Here is a 12,358-nt window from a genome sequence, read left to right on the forward strand (position 1 = left end):
CTGTAAGCTTTGGGGCTTGCGCGCCTTATCCTTTTAAAACGGGAAGCTTTTCCTTTATTCCCATCCGTTTTTTCTGGCTAAACGTTTTTTTCTTGCGCTATAATGGGCGTGTGTGACATTCTATGCTTCAGACAACCGGAGAGCTGTGCCGACGGTTGTCCTTTTTATTTTCTTGGAAACGATTTCCACTCTCGTTCGTAATACATAGCAAAACGAAACTGTTATGCAGGGGGGCTTGGACTGTATGCGCAAGCAATCACCGAATCATTTACTGCTCTACCTGGGGTATGGACTGATCGGTTTCTTCGGCTTTCTGGTGTTCGTTGGCATCATCAACTTCCTCCTCAGCAGCGCCAGATAAATATTTGCGAGAAAAAAGGAAGGCGAGCATGTAGGCTCCCTTCCTTTTTGTTTCATCTATTCGGTTCGATCCTACCGGTCAATAATCTGTGCAGTCACCATCGCCTGCCCTACCATTTGCTCTCCTTGATAGACGGACACTTCGACTTTCCCGAAGCGCCGGCTGATGTCGAGCAGACGCGGACGGACGTGAATCCGGCTCTCCATCTGAACCGGCTTCAAGAAGTAGACGGTGATGTTTTCCGGCACCATATCCCCTTTTCGGTGGATGCGCAGCAGGTTGCAGCCGACCTCAGCGATCACGGTCGTCATGATGCCGCTGGCGATTGTCCCCAGATGGTTGGTCATTTGAGGCGTAACCTCTCCCGTATAGACGATATCCTCACCCTGCCGCTCTTCGCGGAAATGGGACATGATCAAATTGGGGAAGGTCTCGCTCATCTGCGGCTGCTTGGCCGTGTACTGGAGCGCTTTCAACACGTCGTTGCGGCTCAGCACCCCGACCAGCTTGCGGTAATTGTCCACCACCGGCAACAGCTCGATTCCTTCCCACACCATCGTATGGGCGGAAGACGCAACAGAGACTCGCGGCGAAGTGGTAATCGGATTTTTCGTCATCACCTTGTCGATAGAGGCCGTTTGATCGTGGCCGATGATGTCCTTGGACGTCACGATTCCGATCAAGCGCATCTGCTCGTCCACGACCGGAAAACGCGTATCGTGGTACAGCTCCGTATACTGATGCCACTTGGCTACCGGATCGGTAGGCAGCAATACCGGCGTCTCTGCCAACGGCTTCAAAATATCTTCGACCATTACGATCTCTTTTTTGATCAGCCTGTCGTAAATGGCCCGGTTAATCATGGCGGCGACTGTAAATGTGTCGTAGCTCGACGAGATGATCGGCAGCGCCAGGCGGTCCGCCAGCTGCTTTACCTCTTCACTTGTATCGAAGCCGCCGGTAATCAAGACAGCAGCCCCTTGCTGCAGCGCGATTTTATGTGCTTGATAGCGGTTGCCGACCAAAAGAAGGCTGCCCGCATCGATATAGCGCATCATCGCTTCCAGCTGCATGGCGCCGATGACGAATTTGTTCAGCGTCTTGTGCAGTCCTTCCCGGCCCCCGAGTACGTGGCCATCGACGATGTTGACGACTTCGGCAAACGTCAGCCGCTCAATGTTTTCCTTTTGCTTTTTCTCGATCCGGACCGTCCCGACACGCTCAATCGTGCTTACATATCCTTGTGTCTCCGCTTCCTTGATGGCACGGTAAGCCGTTCCCTCGCTGACATCCAGATCTTTGGCGATTTGGCGCACCGAAATTTTTGACCCGATCGGTAACTTGTCTATATATTGAAGGATTTGTTCATGTTTGGTTGCCATCTGTTTCGTGCCCCCCTCCCCTTTCTCCATACACGCAATCTCCTTGGAACAATATACCCGATGAGCGGACAAAAAAAAAGGGTAGCTTTTCGGCTACTCCGGCAGAAAGTATATCATTAAGGGGGTTTTCATCGTGTCTTTATCTTACCCCTGGAATATTACAGGATGATTACAAGCCGTTTACAGTTTCGTTTCAATGTGACAAAACTACCCAAACAAAAGGGATAACAGGCCCTGCACAAGCCCGATCATGCCTCCGAGGATGAATCCGAGTACCGTAATCATGCGAAATTCCCGTCCCGAAATGCCGACAACCATCTCTTCAATCCTCTCGATCGGGAAACCTTCCACCTGCCGTGTTACGATCTCGCGGATCGGAAGCCTGTCAAACAGCTTTTCCACGTTTTTCTCAAGCGTCTCTACCAGCCAGCCGGATACCTTGGGGATCAGCACTGTAGTGACTGTCCCGCGGAGCGGGGCCAACAACTCAGACAGAGGCTTGTCTGCCCAGCGGAGCACTTGCTCCTCCAATTTGTAGAAGGCTGCATCCGACCATGACTGGATTTGCTCGCTCCCGATCCAATTCTCCACATCTCCGACTGTCTTGTCCAGCAGCTTGTCGGCTTCTACGCGCAGGACCTCATATATTTTCCGGGCCAGGGCCGGATTGGTCAAAAGCTCGTCCAGCGCAGGCAGAAGCTTTCCGATGATCTTTTCATCTCCGAGGAACATATTGACCAGACCGCCGAACATCCCCCCGCCACCGCCGACGAGTCCGCGAATCATCTGCTGCAGCGTTTGCAGGCCCTCCGGGGAATGCAGATAGGCGCGTGACTTTTCCAGAAAGAGGCGGCTCACTTCCTCCAAAGCCGTTTCCAGCTTGGCCATCCCCGCTTCGGGAATCATCTGGCGCAGCGGTTTTTCCCGATATTCGGCAAGCCGGGATTGAAGCCACTTCTCCCAGGCCTGTTTTACCGGCAGGCGAATATGCTCGCTGATACGCCCATTTTCATCGATTGCTTGCGGATACAAAGTCTGTGTCCACTGGTGTAGGGTGCGGCTGTCCTCCATCCATCCCCGGGCCGCTTTCTCCAGCCACAAGCTCAGATTTTGCTCCATTTCTGCTTGGGCGAGAGCCCTTTTCACACCCTCCTTGGTCAACAGATGCTCTTGGACCAATCGTCCCATCTGAACCGCGATCTCATCCCGTCTGCGCGGGATCAGCCCAGGCGTAAAAGGCACTTGCCACCTGCCGATTCGCCATGGGCGATGGGGGCGAAACAGCATGCGAATAGCCAGTTCATTCGTAATGCCGCCGATGGCGGAGCCCACGATTACGTTTATTGCCAGCATCCAAACGTTCATCTACATTAACAACCTCTCTTTTCCGCATGGAACCAAAGTAAGTGCCTGCTCATAAAATAGACCAACTTCATGCCTGATGGGAAGGGGATTGCCATGTCGTATGTTCCAGTCATTTTGCAATCGTACGAACCCAAAACAGACACCGACCTGTACCTGCCCCAGGCGCACATGCGCAAATGGAATCTCACACCGTCTTCGGTCACTGTTCAGTTTGGCAGCAAAACTGCCAGGGCCAAAGTAAGCGGCCTGCAGCAAGCCCGAAATTCCCTGATCCGTCCGTCTCTTGCCCAGATGCTTCATCTGCCCAAGGGAGTTCCCCTGCTGGTACGTTATCAAGCGAGCCAGCAGCGTCTTGTTTTTGGACCCTATCTGGGCATTCTCGTATCCGCGTACAATCCCCAGTACTCTTTATCCCCTTTTGGCGGACTCACCCCGTTCTTCAATGAGGTGGCCGACAGTTGCCGCAAACGCGGGGGAATCGTTTGCATCTTCCGGATGCAAGACGTCAATTGGAATACCGGGATTGTAAGGGGTATGGTACGGCAAAATGGGCAATGGAGGCAAGTGATTCTGCCGCTTCCGCAGTGCATCTACAACCGCGTGGTATCTCGCCGGCGAGAGCGCAGCGAAGCGATGAGCGACTGGATGCAGCGGTGCAAGGAAGCAAATATCCCGTTTTTTAATGAACAGTTTCTGAATAAGTGGCACGTGCATACCGCTCTGGAAAACGAGCCGGGTGCTTCCGAGCATCTGCCCCGCACCATCCTCTATCAAAGCAAACAAGACTTGGAAAGCATGCTCCAGTCCCACAAGACGGTATATGCCAAACCGGTAAACGGAAGCATGGGGCGGGGAATTGTACGCATTCGCCGTACAGGTGGCGGCTATCAGCTAAGCCGCTCCGGCGGCGGCTCCAGACAGTTTGGAAGCATCAGCGACCTGCACCGTCATCTGTATCAGCAAACCAAAGGCAAGAAATATTTGCTTCAGCAAGGGCTTTCCCTCATCGGCATCCAGCAGCGTCCAACCGATTTTCGAGTGCTGGTGCAAAAGGACCGGCAGGGTGCTTGGGGAATCACTTCGATGGTCGCCAGGCTGGGACAGAACCGGGTCGTATCCAACGTATCCCGCGGCGGCTCCATGGCTGCACCCGCCTATGCTCTTCGGATATGCGGTCCCTGGATGACAAGTGCGCGCCCGACCGTCCAAACGTTGCGCAGCGTTGCACTCAAGCTGTCACAGCTGCTGGAACAATCGCTCAGTGGCCATTACGCGGAGCTTGGGATCGATCTGGGAGTAGATGTCCGCGGACACGTCTGGCTGCTCGAAGTGAACAGCAAGCCTTCCAAGACGACAAACTCCCTCCCGATGCAAGGCGGAGAAGACGGAACGTCCAGACGGGTGCGACCATCCGTATTGCGGATGCTTGACTACTCCTCCTACCTGAGCGGCTTCCCGCGGTCAGGGAAAAGCAAATCAGAAGCACGCAAGAAATCAAGACGAGGGTGACCTTATGTTGGCAAACCAAAAAAGCCTGGGCATCATTACGATTTGCCGCGGCTCTTCCTTTGTCGAAAAAGGGTATTACAAAAAATTGACCTTGATCGGTCGCAAAGCCGGTATCCGCGTGTTCGTCTTTTCTCCGCGCCAGGTGGATTTTTCCACACGCACGGTGACAGGGTTTGAATATCGCGACGGCAGCTGGCGGAGCGGAACCTTTCCGTTGCCCGCCTATATCTATGACCGCTGCTTTGTTGGTCCTTCCTACCGCCACTATAAACCATTCGTAGAGAAGTTGCAAAACGATCCATCCATCACGTTTTTGGGGCATGGGCTGTCGGGAAAATGGCAGGTGCATCAGATGCTGATAAAATCGCCTCTGCTTGCAAAATGGCTTCCGCCTACAAGCCTCTTTTCCTTCCCCAAGCTCCAGCAGACACTCAAGCGGCACGGCTCTGCCATCATCAAGCCGATTGCCGGCACACATGGAATCGGTGTGGTGCGGATCGATCAGACCGGAGACAGCTACCATCTCACTGGCCGCAATCTGGAAAATCAGCCTTTCTCCAAAACGATTCGCACCCAGAATGGGTTAAACACCTATTTGGCCGGATTTATCGGCGGACGGACGTTTCTCGTACAGCCCTATCTCTCCCTGCATACACCAGACGGCACGCCGTTTGATGTCCGCGTGCTGGTACAGAAAAATGGAAACGGCGAATGGGAAACGACCGGAAAAGCCGTACGGCTGGGAAACAAGCAAAGCATCACGTCCAATTTACACGGCGGAGGAAAGGCGGCCCCGCTGCCGATCTTTCTCGCCAAGCACTTTTCCGAGAAGACCAGAAGCAAAATTGAGATGCAGCTCGATCAGTTAGTAGCAGAACTGCCTCCCTTTTTGGAGCTTGAACACGGCCGACTTGTCGAGCTTGGGATTGACGTCGGCATCGATACGTCAGGGAATATCTGGATCATCGAGGTGAACAGCAGGCCGGGGCGTACGGTTTTCCGAATGATTGATGATCCCAAGGCAAGGCTTCATTCCATTACTCAACCGGTCCGCTACGCCCGTTATCTTATGAAACATGCGTAGGAGGTAAATATAAGCATGGAATCGATCAGAGTGCGGCTCCGCTTCCTGTCTTATCCCCATTTATCCGGCATTATCCTGCCGTCTGCACTTGTTACGAAGCTGCAGCTTCGTCCACGGCAAAAAATCAGGATTTCTCTGGGGAAACGGGAAGTGGTGGCTACCATTTTTCAAGACCGTCGTAATCAAGAAGGCAATGTCGTCAAAGTAACCAGCATGCTGAAAACAAATTTGGGCATCCCGCACGGTGGTCTGATTCAGTTGAAGAAGGAAGGAGAAACCCTGCGGATTGGTCCCGCAATCGGCATCGTCACCACTGGCCTCAAACAAAACGCCCGCCAACCGATTGGCCAGCGCACATCATTTTTCCAAAAACTGCTCCAGGCCCAGGAAGGAAAAGGCGTCTTCTACTTCATCTTTGCGCCAAATGAAGTCGACTGGGAGACCAATCGCGTGAATGCCTGGTTTTTGCGGCCGAGCAAGCAAGGCGGATACATCTGGAAAAAGATGAATACTGCTCTTCCAGATGTGGTTTACGACCGGATACCGTCTCGGTCAGCCGAGCGCCATGAAGCAGTTCAGGAATTCAAGCTGAAGCTGGCCAATTATTCAACGCCGATGTTCAATCAAGGATTTTTCAACAAATGGGGAGTCCACCAGCTCCTCTATCCCAACCCGGAAGTAAACGAATTTATACCCGAAACGTACCCTTCCCCGTCTTTAGCCACTGTCCGCTCGCTGCTGCGCAAGTACCCGATCGTCTATCTCAAGCCGAAAAACGGCAGCTTGGGCTACGGCATCGTCAAGATCGTTCACTCTCCCGGCAAAGGATATGACGTGTCCTATCACAACGGGGGAGGAAATGTGAAACGGCGCTTCACAACCCTGTCCGCACTGTACCAGCATGTCTTCCGTACGCGCCGAGCCAGCGCCTACCTGGCCCAACAGGGAATATCGCTGCTGACATTCCACGGCCGTCCCTTTGACTTCCGGGTCCATCTCCACAAAAATCTGCAAAATGAGTGGGTCGTATCCTGCATGGCCGCAAAGGTGGCCGGTTCAGGCAGTGTGACGACGCATGTCCGTACAGGCGGCACGGTAATCCCCGGAGACGAGTTGCTGAACTACTTGTTCGGCAAGCAGAAAGGCCTGATGAAAGAACGCGTCTCGCAAGCAGCGATCCGGTTGGCGACTGCCATCGAACAGGCAAAAGGGATGGACCTCGGCGAGCTGGGTCTGGATATGGGCATTGATACGCACGGACATGTTTGGATGTTCGAGGCCAACTCCAAGCCTGGACGCTCCATCTTTAAGCATGCCCGGCTCAAACAAGCGGACATTGAGTCGAGAAACCTGCTGGTCGACTACAGCTGCTACCTCGCCAACTTTTGACAGACGACCAAACCACCGTACAGGAAGGAGGAACACCCATGCCTCAACTGCGCTCCGGGTGGTTGACCATCTTCCCCGGCGGCCGTTGGTTTTTGCAGTTACCGCGTCAAAATCTTCATATCCTGCGCGGACGCAAACAGCTGTACTCCAGACTGGGAGCGTTTGATACGCCCAAACGCGTGTACCTCGGCCTTCCCAAACGGCAGCCAGGCCGCATTCGCACCCGCATCAACTGGAGAACAGTGAATGACACCCTGAAGCTGGGCCCGTTGATCGGGATTTTGACAGTGGGAAACGGTCAACATTTTTTTGGCAATCGACAAAACTTTAAAGACATTGCTCTCTCCGGCAAAAAGCTCGGTGCTCTCGTGTATGTCTTCACTCCGCAAAGCATCAACTGGGACAAAAAAAGCGTCCGCGGCTTCCTCTACGACGAACAACAAGATCACTGGCTGGAGGCAGACCTTCCCTTTCCCCATGTGGTGTATAACCGCATTCCTTCACGCAAAGCGGAAAAACGCTCGGATGTGCAGGCGACATTGAACCAGATCGACAGCTTGCAAAATGTGACGTTGTTCAACCGCTGCTTTTTCGATAAGCAAAAACTGTTTCAAAAGCTGAGCAATTATACCGAAGTAACCCCTTTTCTTCCGGAGACAAAGAAGTTTGATTCTCTCCAACGCTTCCGTCTGTTTTGCAACCAGCATCGGTTCGTATATCTAAAGCCGGTACTGGGGAAAGCAGGAGAGGGAATCATGCGGGTGGAGCACAAACGAGACCACTGGCTCGTACAGCGGCTCAAGGAGCAAAAAGCCGTTACACGCCAGTTTTCTACTCTCGAAGGTGTTTGGAAGCATGTAAAAGGGCACACACGCGGCAAGCATTACATCATGCAGCAGGGAATCCATCGGGCGCATTACTTGAGAAAGCCATTTGACGTCCGCGTTCTGGTCCAAAAAAACGGCAAAGGGGAATGGGGAGTGACTGGCATCGGCATTCGCCGGGCAGGTATCCAGAGCATAACGACCCACGTCCCGCGCGGCGGCTCGATCCACTCTCTGGGAACCGTCCTGCGAGCGATCTTCAAGGAGGATGCCGGCAAGATTGAAGGCAAAATAAAGGAGACGGCCTTGACCATTGCCTCCGCTTTGAATCATGCGATTGAGGGACTTGCAGAAATGTCGATGGATATGGGGCTGACAAAGGAAGGGCAGCTTTGGTTGTTCGAAGCAAATGCAAAGCCGGAAAAATTTGACGAACCAACGATCCGACGGACCTCGCTCTCCAATCTGATCCACTACTCGCAATACGTCTCCCGGCTCCAGAACAATCGGGAGCTTGCTTCGGGGTAGCACACAATGAAAATCATCAAGGTGTCCCCCATTGCCTTGACATCAATCAAAGCTACCCTGCTCCGCTTTGTCAGGCTGGAGGGTGAACGCCGGATTACGGCAGAGGCGCGCGACTGGCTGGCAGAGCTGACTCCGGAAAAACTGAAAAGACAGGAAGCCGTCTTGCTTGCAGCTGTCGAAGGAAAGCGTCTGGTCGGCTTGTTCGCCGTCTCCAAGTGCGGGCTCGCCCACTCGTTCCTTGTCGTCGACAGGCGGAGACGAGGGCACGGAATCGGCAAGGCGATGGCTTCCCGGATGTGCAGGCTGCTGCCCAAGCTTTATGTCAGGATCGCGATCGACAACGAACCGAGCCTTGCTTTATTCCGCAGTCTCGGATTTGCGCCGGCAAAAGCATGTATCGGCCCTACCGGCAAGCCTACTCTATGGCTCGCATACGGCCAATGGACTCCCGAGGATTTGCAGGTGTCTGCGGGGTAGTGCCCTTCTGCCCTTACTCTCCCAAGCTGACCGTTTTGACCGGTACCTTGGGAGAGTTTTTTTGTTATGCAGATATTTTCACAAACAGCACAAATCCGAATTCTCTTTTAACAGGGGGGGATGAATCAGCTACTAAACATTGGAAAATATAGTTAATGGAGGTGGTCAAAATGACCTTTCAAAATTACTTGCCGATCCAACAAGCTCCTTTTTCCAGCTCTGCCAACGCCGTTTTTCAACCCGGATTTGCCGGTACGAATGCACAAGAGGTCCGCTACTTGAATAACGGTGGACAAATTCCGGCAGCATCTACATACGGAGCTCCTGTGCAAGGCGGTTTTGGCGGGGTACAAGCTGTTTTCCAACCTGGCTTCGCCGGCACGAACGCCCAAGAGGTACGTCAACAGAACCAAGTCGGATTCGCTTCCTTTGGTCCTGGCGCAGGCTATCAGCAAGCCGCATTTGGCTATCCGCAAGCCCAGGCTGGCTATCAGCAGCAATTCGCCGGATCGGCACAATCAATCTTCTCTCCTGGTTTTGCCGGTACGAATGTACAAGAAGTGCAGGCCCGGAATAACACCTCCTTTGGCGGAGGCTTCAACAATGCCTATACAGGCTTTGCCGGACCCGCAGCAGGCAATGTCGGCAGCATCTTCTCTCCCGGCTTCGCTGGTACGAACGTTCAGGAAGTACGCCATCTGAATCAGCCAGGCTACTCCTCGTTCGGTGCAGGCTTTGGCTTCCAGGCGCAGCCGCAGCAATCGTTTGCAGCGCCGTTTGGCGGCAGTGTACAAGCTGTGTTCCAGCCAGGCTTCGCAGGCACGAACGTGCAAGAAGTACGCGCTCTCAATGCAGGCCAGCAAGCCCCCTATGCCGGTTATAATTTCGCTGGCTTCTAAATGAAACTACGCTTATAGCGAGCAAGACCGTCTGGATGCGAAGTCCGACGGTCTTGTTTTTGCGCTTTACGTCTACTCGCTTTCGGCACGTACTGCCGCAATCGCTTCGTACAGGGCATGCAAGCTCTCCAGGCTTTGATTGTCCACTGTAAAAAGGATCTCTCCAAACTGGTACAAATCCCGTTCTGCTCCCGGCAGTCGCCGATTTTTGGGATCGCCTTCCCATTGGGCATCTACGCATTTTTCCGGCTGCTCAAGGTAATGGCGGACGTTGACATGGGTTTCCAGCACGCCCCGAAACTGCTCCATGATCCGGGCGTGTCGTTCATCGTTTTTCGCCAGACGGTAGAGCGCCATTTCGATCTGCAGCCAGCACGTTACATAGAAGTGAAACTCCAAAAACAGCGTCGTCAACGCCCCGTTAACCGCCTGCTGCCGCTGTTGCCGTTCATCCTCCTTTGCGCCTGTCCACTCTGCCAGCGCCCGCTTCACATCCGCTTTCTTCTCCTGGATCAGATCGTAGTGGTTCACAGCTCCCCGGTAAAATTTGCGGACGATGTTGTAGAGCATCTCCGGTGTGCGCGGCGGCAACCCCTGGTACCGGTTTTGTACATCTCGCATAAGCAGCTCGCCTCTTCTCTTCGTAATTCTCGCTGACGGCTTTTCTTTCTCTCATTGTACCCTACCAGCTAAAAAGAGCAAAAGCCCGCTGATGGCGGTCAGCGGGCAGGGGTTTGCTACTATGGGTACTGCTTACAGGGTTTTCATGCCTGGCTTCCAGTTTGCCGGGCAAAGGCCACCAGCCTGCAGCGCCTGCAGGATGCGGAGCGTTTCGTCAACGCTGCGGCCGACGTTCATGTCGGTAACAACCTGATAGCGGAGAATGCCTTCCGGATCGATGATAAACAGTCCGCGGTGAGCGGCACCGGTCTCTTCATCCAGAACGCCGTAAGCTTCCGCAGTCTTTTTGGTGATGTCGCTGGCAAGCGGAAAGTTGACCTCTCCGATGCCTTGTTGGTCGCGAGGGGTGCGAATCCATGCGCGGTGAGTGTGCACGCTGTCTACAGATACACCCAGTACTTCGCAATCCAGATCCTCAAATTCCGCGATGCTGTCGCTGAAGGAAGTCACTTCTGTCGGGCATACAAAGGTAAAGTCAAACGGCCAGAAGAACAGGATCAGCCACTTCCCTTTGTAATCCGCCAGAGTCGCGCGCTCCTCCAGCGTCTCCAGATTTTTTGTGGTCACCATATTAAAATCAGGTGCTTTTTTTCCTACTTGCAGTTGTACGCGATCGCTCATTGATGTCCAGCTCCTCTCATTTTTACAGATGTCTGTTCCTGATTATTCGGCTGCTTCAAGCGCAGCCAGCGCTTTCTTGATCCGATTCGGGTTGAAGCCGAGAATCTGCTTTTCGCCGATCAGTGTCAACGGAACAGACATCATTCCGAGACGGGCCAGCTCTTCGCGGTAGGCTTCATTCTCGTCAATATTGCGTTCATCATAGGAAATGTTTTGTTCTTCCAGATACGTTTTAAGCTGCTTGCAAAAACCGCAGTTTGTGCTGGAATATACGATTGCTTGTGCCATGTTCACTCTCTCCTTGCCGAGGGTTTTATTTGTATTGGGGAACGATCTTGCTCCGTTTGTTGATATACCTGTCGACAGCCATGGCCGCGATCGCTCCGTCAGCGGCTGCCACCACTGCTTGCTTGACAGGCGTTTTGCGAACTTCGCCCGCGCCGAATACTCCCGGCACAGAGGACTGCATAAATTCATCCAGGATCATGAAGCCTTCATCATCAAGCGGTACCTGATCTTCGAGGAAATCCGTTCCGGGCTTGCTTCCCGAGAGGAAAATAAACACTCCGTCCACCGAGACGAGCTCTTCCCTGCCATCTGCGTGGCGTATTTGAACACCTTCGACAGACTGCTCTCCGACAATTTCCACGGGACGAGTGCGGAACAAAAATTCCGTTTTGGGCAGCTCGGGTACTTCGTCTACCCCTTGGAGCTCAGCCCGGGGAACGATGAAGACAATCTTGTCTGCAAACTTGGTCAGTGCATGCGCCTCTTCCAGCGCTTCCTCGGAATCCCCGATCACCGCAACACTTTTTCCTTGGTAAAAAGCTCCGTCGCACGTAGCGCAGGTACTGATGCCTCGGCCCAGCAGCTTTTCTTCGCCAGGGAGCATGCGGTTGCGCCCTTTCGAGCCGGTTGCCACAATCACGGCCTTAGCCTCGAATGTGCCGTCTGCGGTGTAGATGCTTTTGACTTCATCCTCCACATCCACAGCGGTAATCGTTGTTTGCAGGAATGTCGCACCGAAGCTCTCCGCCTGCCTGCGCATAATATCCAGCAGCTCTTTTCCCGTCATCTCGCCTTCCGCCCCTGGGTAGTTGGCGATTTTATGTGTCAGCGCCAAGGCCCCCGTATTGGGTGCTTTGTCGATCACCAGTGTCTTTAAGTTGCCGCGCGCCGTATAAATCGCTGCAGATGCTCCTGCTGGTCCACCGCCGATGATGATTACATCGTACATG

General features: G+C 53.5%; 12 protein-coding genes. 6 read left to right on the plus strand and 6 right to left on the minus strand.

Annotation, left to right across the window (positions count from 1 at the left end; all coding sequences use genetic code 11):
- Positions 1 to 432: 432 nt before the first annotated feature.
- On the minus strand, positions 433 to 1,743 hold the full coding sequence (locus V5G20_RS21005) for a DRTGG domain-containing protein (RefSeq protein WP_003388010.1): 1,311 nt from the start codon (positions 1,741 to 1,743) through the stop codon (positions 433 to 435).
- A 207-nt stretch (positions 1,744 to 1,950) separates the two neighbouring features.
- Positions 1,951 to 3,108 (minus strand): DUF445 domain-containing protein, encoded by a 1,158-nt coding sequence (locus V5G20_RS21010; RefSeq protein WP_003388011.1) that lies wholly within the window; start codon positions 3,106 to 3,108, stop codon positions 1,951 to 1,953.
- 93 nt (positions 3,109 to 3,201) lie between these two features.
- Between V5G20_RS21010 and V5G20_RS21015 the strand changes: the two genes are divergently transcribed.
- The 6 genes from V5G20_RS21015 to V5G20_RS21040 all read left to right on the plus strand — a co-directional run bounded on the left by V5G20_RS21015 (position 3,202) and on the right by V5G20_RS21040 (position 9,818).
- Positions 3,202 to 4,617, plus strand: a complete 1,416-nt coding sequence (locus tag V5G20_RS21015) for a YheC/YheD family protein (protein ID WP_122958642.1) — start codon at positions 3,202 to 3,204, stop codon at positions 4,615 to 4,617.
- A 4-nt stretch (positions 4,618 to 4,621) separates the two neighbouring features.
- Positions 4,622 to 5,701: a YheC/YheD family protein gene (locus tag V5G20_RS21020; RefSeq protein WP_039071185.1), complete on the plus strand. Its 1,080-nt coding sequence runs from the start codon at positions 4,622 to 4,624 to the stop codon at positions 5,699 to 5,701.
- A gap of 15 nt (positions 5,702 to 5,716) precedes the next feature.
- Positions 5,717 to 7,090: a YheC/YheD family protein gene (locus V5G20_RS21025; protein WP_024983170.1), complete on the plus strand. Its 1,374-nt coding sequence runs from the start codon at positions 5,717 to 5,719 to the stop codon at positions 7,088 to 7,090.
- A gap of 38 nt (positions 7,091 to 7,128) precedes the next feature.
- The gene (locus V5G20_RS21030) at positions 7,129 to 8,442 is read left to right on the plus strand and encodes a YheC/YheD family protein (protein ID WP_338462071.1); all 1,314 of its coding nucleotides are present in this window, start codon (positions 7,129 to 7,131) and stop codon (positions 8,440 to 8,442) included.
- A 6-nt stretch (positions 8,443 to 8,448) separates the two neighbouring features.
- On the plus strand, positions 8,449 to 8,919 hold the full coding sequence (locus V5G20_RS21035; protein WP_003388016.1) for a GNAT family N-acetyltransferase: 471 nt from the start codon (positions 8,449 to 8,451) through the stop codon (positions 8,917 to 8,919).
- Positions 8,920 to 9,089: 170 nt separating this feature from the next.
- The gene (locus V5G20_RS21040) at positions 9,090 to 9,818 is read left to right on the plus strand and encodes a hypothetical protein (RefSeq protein ID WP_122958641.1); all 729 of its coding nucleotides are present in this window, start codon (positions 9,090 to 9,092) and stop codon (positions 9,816 to 9,818) included.
- Positions 9,819 to 9,890: 72 nt separating this feature from the next.
- Here V5G20_RS21040 and V5G20_RS21045 read toward each other — a convergent pair whose 3' ends face one another.
- The 4 genes from V5G20_RS21045 to V5G20_RS21060 all read right to left on the minus strand — a co-directional run bounded on the left by V5G20_RS21045 (position 9,891) and on the right by V5G20_RS21060 (position 12,357).
- Entirely contained in the window at positions 9,891 to 10,439 is a 549-nt protein-coding gene (locus tag V5G20_RS21045; RefSeq protein WP_024983168.1) for a hypothetical protein, read from the minus strand.
- 132 nt (positions 10,440 to 10,571) lie between these two features.
- The gene (locus tag V5G20_RS21050; RefSeq protein WP_024983167.1) at positions 10,572 to 11,120 is read right to left on the minus strand and encodes a peroxiredoxin; all 549 of its coding nucleotides are present in this window, start codon (positions 11,118 to 11,120) and stop codon (positions 10,572 to 10,574) included.
- Positions 11,121 to 11,162: 42 nt separating this feature from the next.
- Entirely contained in the window at positions 11,163 to 11,408 is a 246-nt protein-coding gene (locus tag V5G20_RS21055; RefSeq protein ID WP_003388021.1) for a glutaredoxin family protein, read from the minus strand.
- A gap of 25 nt (positions 11,409 to 11,433) precedes the next feature.
- On the minus strand, positions 11,434 to 12,357 hold the full coding sequence (locus tag V5G20_RS21060; protein WP_003388022.1) for an NAD(P)/FAD-dependent oxidoreductase: 924 nt from the start codon (positions 12,355 to 12,357) through the stop codon (positions 11,434 to 11,436).
- Position 12,358 lies beyond the last annotated feature (1 nt).

This window comes from Brevibacillus borstelensis (assembly GCF_036700025.1).
GTDB classification, from domain to species: domain Bacteria; phylum Bacillota; class Bacilli; order Brevibacillales; family Brevibacillaceae; genus Brevibacillus; species Brevibacillus borstelensis.